This window comes from Pseudomonas cremoricolorata DSM 17059 = NBRC 16634 (genome assembly GCF_000425745.1).
GTDB classification, from domain to species: Bacteria; Pseudomonadota; Gammaproteobacteria; order Pseudomonadales; family Pseudomonadaceae; genus Aquipseudomonas; species Aquipseudomonas cremoricolorata.
The window spans coordinates 1-15,788 of record NZ_AUEA01000015.1 but is presented as its reverse complement, the minus strand read 5'-3'; the positions used below and the strand labels follow the sequence as shown (position 1 = coordinate 15,788).

Genomic DNA, 15,788 nt, shown 5'->3' with positions numbered 1-15,788 from the left:
CCCACCCATGTTCGCTGACCTTACCGCCTTCGCCATCACTTCCGCCGCGCGCCTGATCACCGGCGCGCGGGCGTTGTGGCTCGGCTGCACACCGCAGCCGGTGCAACGCCTGTACTACGCCAACCACAGCAGCCACGGCGATTTCGTGCTGCTGTGGGCGTCACTGCCAGCCGAACTGCGCAAGCACGCGCGGCCGGTGGCGGGCGCCGATTACTGGTGCAAACCTGGCATCCGTGAATTCCTCATCCGCAAGGTGTTCAACGGCGTGCTGATCGACCGCCAGCGCGGCGAGCCAGGCGACAACCCGCTGCAACCGGTGCTCGATGCGCTGGGCCAGGGTGACTCGCTGATCTTCTTCCCGGAAGGCACGCGCAACCTCGGCGAAGAGCAACTGTTGCCGTTCAAGAGCGGCCTGTTCCACCTGGCCGCGGCCAACCCGCAGATCGAGCTGGTGCCAGTGTGGATCGCCAACCTCAACCGCGTCATGCCCAAGGGTCGCGCGCTGCCACTGCCGTTGCTGTGCACCCTGAGCTTTGGCGAACCGCTGCACGCCGCGGCCGATGAAAGCAAACCGGCGTTTCTCGAACGGGCCCGTGAAGCCCTGTTGAACCTGGCCCCCAAGGACGCCTGACATGGATGACAACACCCTTTCGCTGTTCGCCGGCATCGGCGCCCTGCTGCTGCTCGCCAGCCTGATCGGCCGCTTGCTGAAATGGCGCGCCGGCCCCGGCCCGCATGCCGTTATCGACAACCTCAACGCACGCATCAACGCCTGGTGGGTGATGGTGCTGGTCATCGGCATCGCCTTCATATTCGGCAAATACGGCGTGATCGTGCTGTTCTACTGCGTGTCGTTCTACGCGCTGCGCGAATTCATGACCCTGACCCCAACCCGGCGCAGCGACTACCCGGCGCTGGCGGCCGCCTTCTACCTGGCACTGCCGGTGCAATACCTGCTGATCGCCAGCGACTGGTACGGCCTGTTCAGCATCTTCATTCCGGTCTACCTGTTCCTGCTGTTGCCGATTCTCGCAAGCCTCGGCGGCGACACCACGCGCTTCCTCGAACGGGCCTCGAAGGTGCAGTGGGGGCTGATGATCGCGGTGTACTGCGTGTCGGCGGTACCGGCGTTGATGACCCTGGAGATTCCCGGCTATGAAGGGCGCAACCTGCTGCTGATCGCCTGGCTGATCATGGTGGTGCAGCTCAGCGACGTGCTGCAGTACGTGTGCGGCAAGCTGTTCGGCAAGCGCAAGGTGGCGCCCAACCTGTCGCCGTCCAAGACCCTCGAAGGCCTGCTCGGCGGCGTGGCGCTGGCCACCCTGATCGGCGCCCTGCTGTGCTGGATCACCCCGTTCAACTTCTGGCAGGCGGCGCTGATGGCGCTGACCGTCAACGCCATGGGCTTCTTCGGCGGGCTGGTGATGTCGGCGATCAAGCGCGACCGTGGGGTCAAGGACTGGGGCCACATGATCGAAGGCCACGGCGGCATGCTCGATCGCATCGACTCGGTGTGCTTCGCAGCGCCGGTGTTCTTCCACTTCGTGCGGTACTGGTGGGCATGAGCCTGCGATAGCGCGAAGAGACAGCTAAAGGTCGAGTGCAGGCAACTGACGTGCGCGGGATGGGCCTATGGTGGCCTGTCATCCAGCGACCTTTCAGGAGCCTGCACATGTCTGATTTCATCACCGTCCTGCGCGAAACCTGCCCCACTCCGATAGTCGACGCCACCAAGTGGAAACGCATCGGCGGCGAGCCGCACACGGTCAACCTCAACGCCTACCTGTCGGCTGACGGCAGCAAGATCATGGGCACCTGGATCTGCACCCCAGGCAAATTCGAGGTCAACTACGACAAGTGGGAGTTCTGCCACTTCCTCGAAGGCTACTGCATCATCACCCCCGAAGGCGAAGAGCCCAAGCACCTCAAGGGCGGCGACGTGTTCGTCATCGAACCGGGGATGAAAGGCACCTGGGAAGTGGTCGAGACCGTGCGCAAGTACTTCGTTTTCGCCTGATCCGTTTACTCGGCGGATTCGCGGCTGAACCGGCCGGCACTCCGGTTCAGCCGCGATGGGCCGGTCGCACCTACCCGCTGTACTGCCCCACAGTCCCTCAGCCCTTCCTTCGATAGCCCTCGACGATCGCCGAGAAATCCTTGCCGCCCTCGCCGCGCAGGCTCATCGCCTGGTACAGCTGCTGCGCCACCGCGCCGAGAATCACTGGCTGGTGCGCCTGGCGTGCTGCCTCGGTGGCAAGGCCCAGGTCCTTGAGCATCAGCTCAGCGCCAAAACCACCGGTATAGCCACGGGCAGCGGGCGCAGTGTCGATCACCCCGGGCCAGGGGTTGTAGGTATCCGAGCTCCAGCAACGGCCGGTCGAGCTGTTGATGATGCCGGCCAGTACCTGGGTGTCGATACCCAGCGCATCGCCCAGGGCCATGGCCTCGGACACCCCCACCATCGAGATACCCAGCAGCAGGTTGTTGCAGATCTTGGCGATTTGCCCGGTGCCGACGCCACCGCAATGCACGATATTGCGGCCCATCTGCTCGAGCACTGGCTTGAAGGTGGCGAACAGTTCGGCGCTGGCGCCGACCATGAAGGTCAGGGTGCCTGCCGCCGCTCCGCCAGTGCCGCCCGACACCGGCGCATCGCCCAGGTCTACCCCCTTGGCCGCTGCCGCCTCGGACACATCGCGGGCCGTCTGCGGATCGATGGTGCTGCAATCCAAGGCCGGCGTGCCGGCGCGGATGCCCGACAACACGCCGTCATCACCCAGGTAGACGCTGCGCACGTGGGCCGCCGCAGGCAGCATGGTGATCACTGCGTCGGCATCGGCAGCCGCCGCCTTTGGCGAGGCGCTGATCTGCCCGCCCAGCTCGGCGAGTTCGGCCAGCACCGCCTGGTTGAGATCGAACAGATTCAGTTGATGCCCGGCCTTGAGCAAGTTGCGCGCCATGGGCGCGCCCATGTTGCCCAGGCCGATGAATGCGATACGCATGGTGGTCTCCTCAACGCAGGCTGATGGTGGTGTTGACGCCCTGATCGGCGCTGTCATCGTCGAACCAGCGTGCGGTCACGGTCTTGGTCTGAGTGTAGAACTGCACCACTTGCTTGCCGTACGGGCCGAGGTCGCCGAGCTTGGAGCCGCGCGAGCCGGTAAAGCTGAAGAACGGTACCGGCACCGGAATCGGAATGTTGATGCCCACCTGGCCAACGTCGATTTCATTCTGGAACTTGCGCGCCGCCGCACCACTTTGCGTGAACAGCCCGGTGCCGTTGCCGAAGGGGTTGCGGTTGACCAGCGCAATGGCCTCATCGAGGGTGTCGACCTCAAGGGTCACCAGCACTGGGCCGAAGATCTCCTTAGTGTAGATCTGCATCTCGGTGGTCACCCCCGAGAACAGCGTCGGGCCGACGAAGTTGCCCTGCTCGTAGCCCGGCACCTGCACGCCCCGGCCGTCCAGTTCAAGGTTCGCGCCCTCGCTGACACCGCTTTCGATCAGCCCGAGCACACGCTCCAGCGCCCGGCGCGACACCACCGGACCGACATCGGTGCCCGCCTCGCAACCGGCGTTGACCTTGAGCTTGCTGGCGGCAGCCTTGATGTCGGGCAACCATTCGCGGGCCTTGCCCACCAGCACCGCCACCGAGGTCGCCATGCAGCGCTGCCCGGCCGCGCCGAAGGCGGCACCGACCAGCGCGTTGACGGTCTGCGTGCGGTTGGCATCGGGCAGCACCACGGCATGGTTCTTCGCCCCCATCATCGATTGCACTCGCTTGCCGTGCTGGCTGGCGAGGTTGTACACGTGGGTGCCCACCTCGGTGGAACCGACGAAGGAAATCGCCTTGATGTCCGGGTGAGTGCACAGCCCGTCGACCACCTGTTTACCGCCGTGCACCACGTTGAGCACCCCGGGCGGCACGCCGGCTTCCAGCGCCAGCTCGACCAGCATCACGGTCGACAGCGGGTCCTGTTCGGAAGGTTTGAGCACGAAGGTATTGCCGCAGACGATGGCCATGGGGAACATCCACAGCGGAATCATCGCCGGAAAGTTGAACGGCGTGATGCCGGCACAGACCCCGATCGGCTGGCGCAGGGTGTAGGTGTCGACACCACCGGCAACGTTCTCGGCGAACTCGCCCATTTGCAGGCTGCCGATGGAGGCCGCGTGCTCGACCACTTCCAGGCCACGGAAAATGTCACCTTCGGCATCGGCCAGGGTCTTGCCCTGCTCGGCGCTGAGGGTCTGGGCGATGCGCTTGCTGTGTTCGCGAATCAACGCCTGGAACTTGAGCATGATGCGCATGCGTGCGCCGATGGGGGTGTCGCGCCAGCTGTGGAAGGCCTTCTGCGCGGCGGCTACCGCCTCGCTCAGTTCCGCCTCGGTGGCGAACGGCACTTGCGCCAGCACCTCCTGGGTGGCTGGGTTGACGATGTCGCGCCACTCGCTGGAGGTCGATTCACGCCACTGCCCATCGATCAGCAGCTTGACCTGCTCGACCTGGGTGCGTTCGTTGGTATGGGCGGGGTTCACTGCGTTCATCGGCGGCTCCTTGGAATTATTGTCGGGACGCGATTGGTGGCGCCGGATGAGATAGCGCCGCTGGGATGAATTCGAGTATAGATATGCATTCATCCCATAAGAACGCACAAAAAAACCGGATCAACATGCAAAAAGACCCTACACCGCTCAGTGCGCTGAACTGGGATGACCTCAAGTTCTTCCTCGAAGTGGCGCGCACGCGCAAGGCCAGCAGCGCAGCCAAACGCCTGAGCGTCGACTACACCACCGTGTCGCGGCGCATCGCCTCGCTGGAAAGTGCCCTGGGCACGCTGCTGTTCGAAAAGTCGCGCAGCGCAGGCTTCGTCGTGACCCGCGAAGGCCAGCGCCTGCTGGGTTATGCCGAATCCATCGAAAGCACCCTGCACATGGCCTGCGAGCAGGTGTCGGGGTCGAGCATGGCGCTGTCCGGGCATGTGCGCATGGGCTGCACGGAAGGCTTCGGCAGCTTCTTCATCACCCCGCAACTGAGCCACTTCGTCGAAGCCTTCCCGGCGATCTCCGTCGATATCCTGCCGCTGCCGCATTTCATCAGCCTGTCCAAGCGCGAGGCCGACATCGTCATCGCCCTCGAGCGCCCGGAGCACGGCCCCTACGTGTGCTGCAAACTGTGCGACTACCGCCTGCGCCTGTACGCCACCCAGGATTATCTAAACCGCCACACGCCCATCACCCAGGTCAGCGACCTGCGCCAGCACCCGTTCATCAGCTACGTCGACGACCTGGCCTTCAGCTCCGAACTGCTCTACCTCAACAACCTCATCCCCGGCGCCCAGGCGCACCTGCGCAGCACCAGCGTCATCGCCCAGTACACCGCCACCCTGCAAGGCCGCGGCCTGGCCATCCTGCCCTGCTTCCTCGCCGCACAAGACCCCCGCCTGGTCGCCGTGCTGCCGAATGAAATCGAAGTCACCAGGCAGTTCTGGATGTACTGCCGGGAGGATCTGCGCACGTTGAAGCGGATTACTTTGTTGTGGGATTACATTCGGCAGGTGACCGAGGCCAATGAAGGGTTGTTGAGTGGGGAGAGTCGGGAGATGAGGTTTGCTCAGCAATAGCTCGAAGGTGTAGAGAGGCTTACCCACAGCTGATAGCACTGACGCGCGACGACCTGGTGAAAGGGGGTTGGCGCCACGTGTCTGGCTGACCGACAGCTTTTGACGATGATGTCATCATGCTACCATTTGCTTTCAACTTTAAGGCTTTAGACGCCAGGGAGAAATTATCTTGGGATTCATGATTATCGTTTTTTGGCTCGTGTTGTCCGCTGGAGTAGGCATGCTGGCAAACTCGAAAGGACGTAGTTTTTGGGGATTCACTCTACTCTCGGTCATCACCTCGCCACTGCTCGGGCTCATCATCGTTCTGATCGTGAGTGACCTGAACAAGGAGTCTGCCCGGGAGGCTCACCTGGCAGCGGAAAATGAACGTCATCTGGAGTCGATCAAAGCTATTGCTCGCTCCACTGGCACAACGGCACCTGCTCAAGAGCATGTTTCTGTAGCGGATGAGCTTGAAAAGCTTGCAGCCCTCAAAGAGCGGGGAGTTCTGACCGACGAGGAGTTTTCGGTTCAGAAGAAACAGCTGCTCCAAGGCTAGAAACGCCCAGGTTGCTTCGTGCTTCTGTGTGGGTGCTCAGCCGCTGCCTTAGCACCCTAACCCGCCTCAGCCCACACCCTCCCCCAACATCAACCCACTCAACCGCCGCACCCGACGCTTCACCGCCTCCTCGAACACCCCGGCCCGTGGCTCGACCAGGGTGAACCAGGTGCGTGCGCGGGTGATGCCGGTGTAGACCAGCTCTTTGGTCAGTACCGGGTTGAGCACATCGGGGAGGATCAGCGCGGTGTGCTCGAACTCCGAGCCCTGGGATTTGTGCACGGTCATGGCGTAGACGGTTTCGACATCGTTGAGGCGGCTGGGCAGCACCAGCCGTACGCCGCCCTGGCCGTCGTTGCGGGGAAAGGCCACACGCAGGGTGAAGCGCTCGCTGTGCTCGGCTTCGGGCAGGCGCAGGGTGATGCCGATGTCGCCGTTCATCAGGCCCAGGCCGTAGTCGTTGCGGGTGATCAGCACCGGGCGGCCTTCATACCACGGGTGCTCACCTTCGATCAGGCCGGCCGCCTGCAGAGCGCGGGTGGCACGCTGGTTGATCGCCTCGACGCCCCATGGCCCTTTGCGCACGGCGCAGAGGATGCGGAAGCGATCGAACGCGCTGAGCACTTCGGCGGCCCAGTGCTGCCAGGCCGGATCGGCCAGTGCTGTGGTCACCGCCGGGCGCTGCTGCTGCAGCGTGTCGAAATAGCGCCGGTAGCCTGCGGCCTGGCTGCGGCCCTGGGCGCTGCCGCTGATCAGCAGGCGATCGAGCGCGGTGTCTTGCTCGCCTTGCAGGCGGCAGTTGGCGATATCGGTGAAGCGCGCATCGGTGAGTACGCGACGGGCATCGCCGGCACGCTGCTCGTTGACCGCCCGGGCCAGTTCGCCGATGCCGCTGCCTTCGGCGAAGCGCCGTGAATGGCGCAGCATCACCAACTGCTGCGCCAGGGCGTGGCGCCGCTCATCGCCCTCATGCAGGCCGCTGGTATCGAGGTGTTCGCCGCTGATCGTCTCCAGCCAGGCCCAGGTAGCCGGGCTGTAGAAGCCCGCCTCGGCATCGCGGCACAGGTCACCCAGTACCGCGCCGGCCTCGACCGAAGCCAGTTGGTCCTTGTCGCCGAGCAGCACCAGGCGGGCCTTGGGCGGCAGGGCTTCGAGCAGGTTGGCCATCATTTCCAGGTCGATCATCGAGGCTTCGTCGACCACCAGCACATCCAGCGGCAGCGGATTGCCGCGGTGATGACGGAAGTGTCGGGTGCCGGGTCGGCTGCCAAGCAGACGATGCACCGTGGTCACCTCGGTGGGAATGCGTGCCTTGATCGACGGATCGACATCAAGGCCCTGCACCTGGGCGCCGATGGACTCGGTAAGCCGTGCTGCCGCCTTGCCGGTCGGCGCGGCCAGGCGAATGCGCAGTGGCCGCTCGGCCGCCACCCGTGGCCCTTGCAATAGCGCCAGCAGACGCACCACGGTGGTGGTCTTGCCGGTACCAGGGCCGCCAGTGATGATGCTCAGCGCCGCGCGCGTGGCCAGGGCACAGGCGAGCTTCTGCCAGTCGATGCGCACCTCGGCGGCAGGAGGAAACAGCGCCGCCAGGCGCGTCGGCAGGTCGTGCGGAACCTCCACCGGCAAGGCCAGGCGCTTGCGCAAATTGCTTTCCACCGCCCGCTCGTAGGCCCAGTAGCGGCGCAGGTACAAGCGCTCGCCGCTGAGCACCAGGGGCCGGTCACGCGGGCCATGCTCACCCTGCGCAACCAGGCTGGAGGCGTTCAGGGCATCGAGCCATGGCCCCAGTTGCACCTGGGCCATAACGCTCGAGGGCAGGATTTCCACGGTATGGCTGTCTTCACCCTCAGGTGGCAGCGAGAGGGCGAAATCGGGTTCGGCCAAGGTCTGCGCCAGGTCAAGACAGACATGCCCGTGGCCAAGCTGGTGGCTGGTCAGCGCCGCCGCGAGCAGCACCAGCGGTTGCGCCGGCGCCGCATGCTCGGCCAGAAAGCGCACCAGGGCGACGTCCAGCGGGCGCAACCAGCCACGCTCGACCCAGCGCTGCAACACGACGAACAGTTCGGCCGTGGTATTCAGGGAAGGTGCCGGCAGGTCGACAGCAGCGAACGGATCGTTCATGGGTACGCCTCGCCGAACAGGTCAGTCTGGGCCGCGGTGGCCAGGGTATGCAGCTTGCCCTGGAACAGCAGGTCGAGTTCTTCGATCAGCGCCCTGGGCGGGCGGCTGAAGTGCACGCCGCGACTGCGCGCGCTGAGCCCGCGCAGGAAGATGAACAGCGCCCCGCCGATGTGGCGGTCGTAATCGTAATCCGGCAGACGGGCTTTGAGCTGGCGGTGCAGCGCCAACAGGTAGAGCACGCATTGCAGGTCGTAACGGTGTTCGAGCATGGCGCTCTCCATGGCCGCCGGCGAGTAGCTGGCGTTCTCGGCGCCCAGCCAGTTGGATTTGTAGTCGGCGACGTAATAGCGGCCTTCGTGCTCGAAGCACAGGTCGATGAAGCCTTTGAACAGGCCGTTGAGGCGACCGCTCTCGGCCGCCGCGCGGGGCGCGCCATGATAGGTATGCTGGCGCACCAGGGTATCCAGGCGCAGCACATCGACCTCACGGCTGGCGAACCAGAACTCCATCTCGAAACGGTAATCGCCCAGCTCGCACAGGCGCACTTCGGTACCCTCGCCCGCCGGCATCGGCACCGTCAGCAAATGGCTCAGCCAGGCTTCCAGGGTCGGTATCCAGCCCTCCCAGCCGCGGGTCGCGCAGCGCCGGGCGACGCCATCACGCAGTGCCTCGGGTTGCTCAGTCAGGGCCGCGAAACCCTCGCGCGCCGCCCACTCCAGCAGGCTGTGGAGGAAGGTCCCGGGATGCGGGCCACGGGGAAACTGGTGGATCGAACCCTGTTCGGGATAAAACTCATCGGCGTGGGCCAGCGGTTCGTCGTCGAGCAGGTTCTGCGCCAGCAGACTGTCCGGCGCCCAGTCACCGCTGATACTGTCGGCAATGCGCAGGGCACTGTACGAGGCGATCCACCAGTGCTCGGCGGCGCGTCGGCCCGGCTCGCGCGCCGGCTGCAAATGCTGCTCGCTGCGCACCGGCACGTACAGCTGCTCGTCGACCTCGGGCAGGCCTTGCACGGTCAGCGCCGGGCAGCCTTGGGCCATGTCGTTCAACCAGCCGGCCAGGCCTGTGGAGTCGTCCAGCGGCACACCGCCACCCAGCAGGTAACCCAGTGCCGAACGATGCAGCAGCGAACGGCTCTCGCGACCGCGCTTGAGGTCGGCAACGCCCAGCCAACAGGCATACTGGGCACGGGTCAGGGCCACGTAGAGCAGACGCAGGTCTTCACCCAGACGCTCGTCGTCGGCGGCGGCGATCACCGCTTCATCCGGGGTCATGGTCAGGCGCAGTTCACCGTCCTGGTCGTGCCAGGCCACGGGCAGACGGCTGCCATCCACCGGCCGCGTGTTGCACACGAACGGCAGGAACACCAGGGGGTATTCCAGACCCTTGGACTTGTGGATGGTCACCACCTTGACCAGTTGTTCGTCGCTTTCCAGACGCACCACCTGCTCTTCGCCGCCGTCGACCTCGCTGGTGAGGCGCTCGCTCAGGTAGCGCACCAGCGCCTGTTCCCCGTCCAGCTCGGACGAAGCCTGCTGCAACAGTTCGGTCAGGTGCAGCAGGTTGGTCAGCACCCGCTCGCCGTCGCCTCTGGCGGTGAGCCGCACGGGCAACTGGAAGTCGTGCAGCAGCCGCCGCAGCATGCTCAGTACGCCCTGACTGCGCCACAGCGCGCGGTAGTCACGGAACTGCATGACGCGCCGCTCCCAGGCCAGCTCGTCGCGGTTCAGCGCATCCAGCTCGGCCAACGGGCGCGCCAGGGTGACACTGGCCAGCGCGGCGCGCAGCAGGCGGTCGGCATCCGGCTCGGCGCAGGCGCGCAGCCAGGCCAGTACATCGACCGCCTCCTGGCTGCGGAACACCGATTCCTTGTCGGATAGATACACGCTGCGTACGCCGCGCAGGCGTAACTGCATGCGAATGGCGCGGGCCTCACCGCCATCGCGCACGAGAATGGCGATATCGGCCGGGGCCAGCGGACGCTGGGTGCCGTCTGCCTGGACAAAGCCGCACTGGCCGAGCTTGGCCAGTTGCAGCAGGCGCACGATCTCGCTGGCACAGGCTGGCGCCAACTGATCGCGGTAGGTGCCTTTGGCCAGCGGTTTTTCGCTGGGCAACTGCCAGAAGGTCAGGGCCGCTTGCGGCTGACCTCGCACGGCCAGGGCATCTTTACGCCCCTGGGCCGCCACCGGCAGAAACGGCACCGGGTTGTCGTCGCCGTCACGGAACAGGAAAGCGCCTTGCCCAGTGGCTCTGCGCTCGGCGTGCTCGAACACCTGGTTGACTGCCGCGACCATGGGCTTGGTCGAGCGGAAGTTGGTGCCCAGGCTGTGCAGGCGCCCGGTGCTGGCACGCCGCGCGCGCAGGTAGGTGTGAATGTCGGCTCCACGGAAGGCATAAATCGCCTGCTTGGGGTCGCCGATGAGGAAGATGCCGAGGTCTTTGCGGTTCTGCTCGATCTGGTAGATGCGTTCGAAGATGCGGTATTGCACCGGGTCAGTGTCCTGGAATTCGTCGATCAAGGCCACCGGGAACTGTTCGCGAATCACCTGCGCCAGCGCCTCGCCGGCATCGCCGCGCAAGGCTGCGTCGAGGCGCAGCAGCATGTCGTCGAAACCCATTTCTGCGCGCCGACGCTTTTCGCTTTCAAAGCGCGCCGCCACCCAGGCCGCAGCGTGGGCGAGTGCGTCGGCGCCGGGGTCGGGCAGTTGCTGCAAGCGCTCGCGCAGGGTGAGCATGTCATCCAGTGCCGGATGGCTGGGCGGCTCGCCCTTCCAGGCTTCGGCCAGCCCCTGCGGGGTGAGGCGCTCGAAGCCCTTGCCGATGTCCAGCAGGGTGTTTTCAGGGGTTGCCTGCCATTGCGCCAGGCTCTCAAGCCAGGGCTCGAAGAAGCGCGGTTGCAGCTTGCGCGCATCGACCGTCTTAGCCGCTACCGCCTGCTGCAACAGCGCACGCAATTGTTCGACCCACTCGCCCCATGGCGCCTTGATCGTCTCGAGCGCCTGCCTGCGTTGACCCAGGCCGCCCTCGATATGACGTGCCGGATCAGCCTTTTCATCGAGCTCGCCAGCGCTGCCGAGCATCGGTTTGACCCGGCCCAGCAGCGTTGCAGGCGACTTCCACTGCTCGCGCACCCAGCTCAGGGTCTCGCCGGCCATGGCGTAGCAGAACTGTCGCCAGTAATCGCGCATGACCTCGTTGAGCAGCTCGCTGTGATCGGTTTCCAATGTCTGGGTGAACAGGCTGCCGCTGTCCAGGGCGTGCTCGCGCAGCATGCGCTGGCACCAGCCGTGGATGGTCGATACCGCCGCCTCGTCCATCCACTGCGCTGCGGCATCCAGCTTGCTGGCGCACAGCGGCCAGGCATCGTCTGGGTAATCGTCGCGCAACTGCTCGAGCAGCGGGTCGGGGGTGTCGATTTCAGCGCGGAAGAACTGCGCCGCTTGTGCCAGGCGCGCGCGAATGCGGTCGCGCAGTTCCTTGGTGGCGGCATCGGTGAAGGTCACCACCAGAATCTGCGGCGGCAGCACTTCGCGCCCAAAGCCGCTCTGCTCGCCGCCGTGGCCGAGCACCAGACGCAGGTACAGCGCGGAGATGGTGAAGGTCTTGCCAGTGCCGGCGCTGGCTTCGATCAGTTGGCTGCCGCGCAGCGGGAAGGTCAGCGCCAACGGGCGTGGAGTGGGCTGGCTCATCGGGTTTTCTCCTGGGCCTGCGCATCGACCCACGGGGCGCTGAACAGCGGTTGATAAAGCGCTTGCACCCAGCCTTCGAACGACTCGTCGGCGCACAGTGCGGCGAAGTCCGGATACTGCCGGGCCAGGGCCATGTCACGGCTGCGCTCGCCGGCATCACCCTTGGCGAATTCCGAGCCTTCGTAGGCCACCTGCGCGGCCTTGAGGGCAGCGTCTGGGTCTTTTGCGCCGAGAAACGCGAACGCAGTGCGCGGCGCCACCGGCAAAGGTTGCGACATGCCGTGCCGCCACCCCAGCAACAGATCGGCCAGCGCGACGCGGGCCGTTTCGCCGTCCAGCGGCGCCAGCAGCAGCGTGGTATCGGCCGCAACCACTGCCGTATGCAATGCCAGTCCCTCGCTGCACGCCGCCAGATGGTATACCCAGCTGTCGATCAGTCGCGGCCATTTGCGCCCGCTCTTGGTATTGATCGCATTGGCCAGCAGCGTCACCCGCAACAGGCTGCCATCGGCGCCCTCATGCACACCCGCCAGCCAGCCCTCTACCTGCAGGCCGTGGGCGCTGAAAGACAACGGCAGGGCGCTGTCCAGCGGCGTCGGCCATCGCGTGAGCAACGCCTGATAGCGCTCGATCAGATCTGGCAGGGGCGCAATCAACTCGGCCTGCAGCGACTCGCCGAAGCCGGCCATGGGCAGTCGTCCACTGCCTTGCAGCCTGCTTGCCTGGTTGCGCAGCCGTTCTGGCAGAGCACCTTCACCTTCGCTGAGGATGGTTTCGAGCAGATCACTGCTCAGGGTGTAATGCTGCAGTCCATCGAGGGTGAACGGCTCGGCTTCTTCCAGCGCGCCTTGCACCTGCTCGAAATGCACCTTCAGGCGCTGGGTATAGAAGTGTTTCACCGGGTTGCGCAGGAAATTGCTCAGCACCTCGAGCGCCAGCGGCCCCTCCGGCTCGAAGGCAACCAGTCGCTCATCCTCGCCTGCTAGCGAGTGAGGCTCGTGCACTGCCTGCCACTCACGGGCATAGCTGAACAGCGCCGGCTGGCCTTGCTGGAAGTAACGGATGCTGAAGGGTTGCAGCGGGTGTTCGAGGGTCAGCGCTTCGAGCAGGGTCTTGTCCTCTGAGACGCTATCGGCCAAGTGCCAGCCGGCGGCCAGATGATCACGCAGTTGCCCGACCAGTACCGAGGGCGGACGCTCGCTGTTGTCGCGAATACTGCGCCCCACCCAGCTGATGTACAGCTGCTGGCGCGCTGAAAGCAGCGCTTCGAGCATCAGGTAACGGTCATCTTCCCGGCGCGAACGATCACCCGGTCGGTAATCGCTGGCCATCAGGTCGAAATCCAGTGGCTGCTGAACGCGCGGGTAGTCACCGTCGTTCATACCCAGCAGGCAGACCATCTCGAAGGGAATCGCACGCATCGGCATGAGCGTGCAGAAATTCACCGACCCGGCGAGGAACCGGTGGTTGAGGCCGCCCTGATCGAGCCCGGCCAGCCAGGCCTCACGTACTACCGTGACCGGCAGGGACTCCTCCAGTTCGACCGACTCACAGGTGCGCAGCCACTGGTCGCGCAGCTCGTCGAGCTGAATCAGCAGCAACTCGCTGTGCTCGTCCTCGGGCTTGAAGAAGTCGTTGAGCAGGCCCTGCAGGCGCTGGCTCCAGACTGGCGCCGTGGCCGGTTCCAGCAGTGCCTGATACCAGTGATCGAGACGGTCGATGAGGGCGAACAAGGGGCCGATCAGGGTCGCGTCAAGCCCTCCCACTTCGTCATAGGGTTCGACCCCGGCGAAGCCTTCGCCAGCACCTACCGCATACCCCAGCAACATACGGCGCAGGCCGAAGCGCCAACTGTTCTGCTCCATCTGTCCTGGCAGACCCAGTGCTTCGCGCTGGCGTGCATCCAACCCCCAGCGAATGCCCGCACCTTCGATCCAGCCGTGCAAGGTGGCCAGGGATTGCTCGGGGATGTCGAACTTCGCACGCACCGCCGGTACGTCTAGCAGATCGAGAATTTCACCCACGGCGAAACGGCTGTCGGCCAGGTGCAGGAGGTGTTCGAGGGCGATGAGCAGTGGTTCGCGACCGCGTTGTGCCTGATCGTTGAGGGTGAACGGAATGAAGCGTTTGTCCTCCCGCGGCACCTGGCCGAAGACGGCGCGGATGTGCGGTGCATAACCGTTGATATCCGGCACCATGACGATGATGTCGCGGGGCTTGAGCTGTGGGTTACGGGAAAAGTGTTCGAGCAGTTGGTCGTGCAGCACCTCGACTTCGCGCTGCGCGCTGTGGGCGACATGGAAGCGCACGGATCGATCGCTTGCCGGATCGATCGCGGGCCAGTGCTCACGGGTTTCAGCCAGTGGGCGCAGTTCGAGAATGTCGTTCTGCAACTGGTTGAGCAGCGTGTCGGCGTGCTCGTCGCTGTAGAGGTCGATCTTGCCGTCGCTGAATGCGCCTTTGTAGCTGTCGGGCTGGTCGAATTCGTCGAGCAGGGCGATATAGTCCCTGCCCTGCTTGCCCCAAGCGGCCAGCAGCGGTTGCGCATGCTGATGCAGGCTGGTGGCATCGAGTTGCAGCGGCATGCCGGGCTTGCGACTTTGCCGGCGGTATTCGCGTCTGAGTAGTTCTTTATCGGCGACGATGTCTGCCCAATGGTGGCGGCACGGGTTATGTACACACAACAGCACCTGACTGAATCGGGCCAGCCCGGCCAGCGCATGCAACACCTGCGCGGGCAGCGAAGAAATACCAAAAACGATGACCCGGGTCGGCAACCCGGGCGGAGCCGTCTCGGCCGAAAGCAGCGTTTCCATATAGCGCTGATGCACACCCGCTCGGCTTTGCGCCATGCCTTCGGCACCCACATCATCGAGCAGGGCTTGCCACAACGCGGCTTGCCATTGGCTGGCTTCGCTGAGCGGCCGTAGCTGATCGCGGCCATTGCGCAACTGGTAGCGGCCAGCGGCCCAGTCTTCCAGCCAATCGGCGCGGTAGACCTGATACTGATCGAACAGATCTGCAAGGCGCTGCGACAACTGATAGCGCTTGCGCATGTCCTGGTCATCACGAAGGAAGCGCGCCAGCGGTGCGAACAGCGGCTGCTGCATGACCGTTGGCAGCAGACGCATGAGTCGCCAGGTCAGCGGGCCTTTATCCAGCACGGAGGTTTCCGGAATCTCCGAGCGACCCAGCACCTCGCGGTACAGCCGCCAGAGAAAACTGCCTGGCAGTTGCACATCGACAGCCGCCGCCACGCCACAACCGCCCTCGTCGACGTCTGCTGCCAGGGCCATTTTCAGCCATTGCGCGATGCCGTTGCTCTGTACCAGAGCGACTTCGTTTTCCAGTGGACGCAAGGGGTAGCGACGCATCCATTCCACCACCAGGCTGCGCAGGTCATCAGAGCGATTACCGTGGATCACCATGAATCCTGGGGTGATGGATTCGAACTGCGACATTAGGGCTACCTGGTGGGAGTCAAAGGGAAACGATGCCATCTGTCCCTGAGCGGAGCAACCGCAGTTCCACAGCTCATGAGGCTTGCACGCTGATTTTTTAATGACCAGAAAAGACAAAACCCCTACCTGCTCGCGCAGATAGGGGTTTTGCGAAATGAATCTTGACGATGACCTACTCTCACATGGGGAAACCCCACACTACCATCGGCGATGCATCGTTTCACTGCTGAGTTCGGGATGGGATCAGGTGGTTCCAATGCTCTATGGTCGTCAAGAAATTCGGTAGCCGGTGCGTTCTGTGAACGTGCCAGCGAATTCGGATATGTGATGTTCGTGAGCTGCGAAT

At 64.5% G+C, this 15,788-nt stretch carries 10 protein-coding genes and 1 rRNA gene; 5 read left to right on the top strand and 6 right to left on the bottom strand.

All coding sequences use genetic code 11. The features are described from left to right. Positions 1–7: 7 nt before the first annotated feature. The 3 genes from H618_RS0116770 to H618_RS0116760 all read left to right on the top strand — a co-directional run bounded on the left by H618_RS0116770 (position 8) and on the right by H618_RS0116760 (position 2,017). Entirely contained in the window at positions 8–631 is a 624-nt protein-coding gene (locus H618_RS0116770; protein WP_028696166.1) for a lysophospholipid acyltransferase family protein, read from the top strand. 1 nt (position 632) lies between these two features. Then, positions 633–1,565: a phosphatidate cytidylyltransferase gene (locus H618_RS0116765; RefSeq protein WP_028696165.1), complete on the top strand. Its 933-nt coding sequence runs from the start codon at positions 633–635 to the stop codon at positions 1,563–1,565. A 107-nt stretch (positions 1,566–1,672) separates the two neighbouring features. Continuing rightward, positions 1,673–2,017 (top strand): cupin domain-containing protein, encoded by a 345-nt coding sequence (locus tag H618_RS0116760; protein ID WP_028696164.1) that lies wholly within the window; start codon positions 1,673–1,675, stop codon positions 2,015–2,017. A gap of 97 nt (positions 2,018–2,114) precedes the next feature. On the opposite strand, the gene mmsB is transcribed toward H618_RS0116760, so the two are convergent. Together mmsB and H618_RS0116750 are read right to left on the bottom strand one after the other, a co-directional pair. Beyond that, positions 2,115–3,002 carry a 3-hydroxyisobutyrate dehydrogenase gene (gene mmsB, locus H618_RS0116755; RefSeq protein ID WP_028696163.1) on the bottom strand — a complete coding sequence of 296 codons (888 nt, stop codon included), beginning with the start codon at positions 3,000–3,002 and terminating at the stop codon, positions 2,115–2,117. A gap of 10 nt (positions 3,003–3,012) precedes the next feature. Beyond that, a complete protein-coding gene (locus H618_RS0116750) occupies positions 3,013–4,548 on the bottom strand; it encodes a CoA-acylating methylmalonate-semialdehyde dehydrogenase (RefSeq protein ID WP_425414204.1) in 1,536 nt (511 codons plus the stop codon). Between the two features lie 125 nt (positions 4,549–4,673). On the opposite strand from H618_RS0116750, the gene H618_RS0116745 reads away from it, so the two are divergent. Then, complete coding sequence (locus H618_RS0116745; RefSeq protein WP_028696161.1) at positions 4,674–5,624, top strand: LysR family transcriptional regulator; 951 nt, start codon at positions 4,674–4,676, stop codon at positions 5,622–5,624. 220 nt (positions 5,625–5,844) lie between these two features. Further along, positions 5,845–6,165, top strand: coding sequence for an SHOCT domain-containing protein (locus tag H618_RS21820; protein WP_050577335.1), 321 nt, complete (start codon positions 5,845–5,847; stop codon positions 6,163–6,165). A gap of 66 nt (positions 6,166–6,231) precedes the next feature. On the opposite strand, the gene recD is transcribed toward H618_RS21820, so the two are convergent. The 4 genes from recD to rrf form a co-directional block, all read right to left on the bottom strand. Further along, complete coding sequence (gene recD / locus H618_RS0116735; protein ID WP_028696160.1) at positions 6,232–8,289, bottom strand: exodeoxyribonuclease V subunit alpha; 2,058 nt, start codon at positions 8,287–8,289, stop codon at positions 6,232–6,234. Next, positions 8,286–11,981 carry an exodeoxyribonuclease V subunit beta gene (recB, locus tag H618_RS0116730; RefSeq protein ID WP_028696159.1) on the bottom strand — a complete coding sequence of 1,232 codons (3,696 nt, stop codon included), beginning with the start codon at positions 11,979–11,981 and terminating at the stop codon, positions 8,286–8,288. Before recB ends, recD begins: the two co-directional genes overlap by 4 nt. Then, complete coding sequence (gene recC / locus H618_RS0116725) at positions 11,978–15,442, bottom strand: exodeoxyribonuclease V subunit gamma (RefSeq protein ID WP_028696158.1); 3,465 nt, start codon at positions 15,440–15,442, stop codon at positions 11,978–11,980. Before recC ends, recB begins: the two co-directional genes overlap by 4 nt. Positions 15,443–15,601: 159 nt before the next feature. Beyond that, positions 15,602–15,717 (bottom strand): 5S ribosomal RNA (gene rrf / locus H618_RS0116720). Positions 15,718–15,788 lie beyond the last annotated feature (71 nt).

Coding starts and splice junctions, on each gene's coding strand:
- H618_RS0116770 (WP_028696166.1), top strand. CDS start 8: ATGTTCGCTGACCTTACCGCCTTCGCCATCACTTCCGCCGCGCGCCTG.
- mmsB (WP_028696163.1), bottom strand. CDS start 3,002: ATGCGTATCGCATTCATCGGCCTGGGCAACATGGGCGCGCCCATGGCG.
- recC (WP_028696158.1), bottom strand. CDS start 15,442: ATGTCGCAGTTCGAATCCATCACCCCAGGATTCATGGTGATCCACGGT.
- recB (WP_028696159.1), bottom strand. CDS start 11,981: ATGAGCCAGCCCACTCCACGCCCGTTGGCGCTGACCTTCCCGCTGCGC.
- H618_RS0116760 (WP_028696164.1), top strand. CDS start 1,673: ATGTCTGATTTCATCACCGTCCTGCGCGAAACCTGCCCCACTCCGATA.
- H618_RS0116745 (WP_028696161.1), top strand. CDS start 4,674: ATGCAAAAAGACCCTACACCGCTCAGTGCGCTGAACTGGGATGACCTC.
- recD (WP_028696160.1), bottom strand. CDS start 8,289: ATGAACGATCCGTTCGCTGCTGTCGACCTGCCGGCACCTTCCCTGAAT.
- H618_RS0116750 (WP_425414204.1), bottom strand. CDS start 4,548: ATGAACGCAGTGAACCCCGCCCATACCAACGAACGCACCCAGGTCGAG.
- H618_RS21820 (WP_050577335.1), top strand. CDS start 5,845: ATGCTGGCAAACTCGAAAGGACGTAGTTTTTGGGGATTCACTCTACTC.
- H618_RS0116765 (WP_028696165.1), top strand. CDS start 633: ATGGATGACAACACCCTTTCGCTGTTCGCCGGCATCGGCGCCCTGCTG.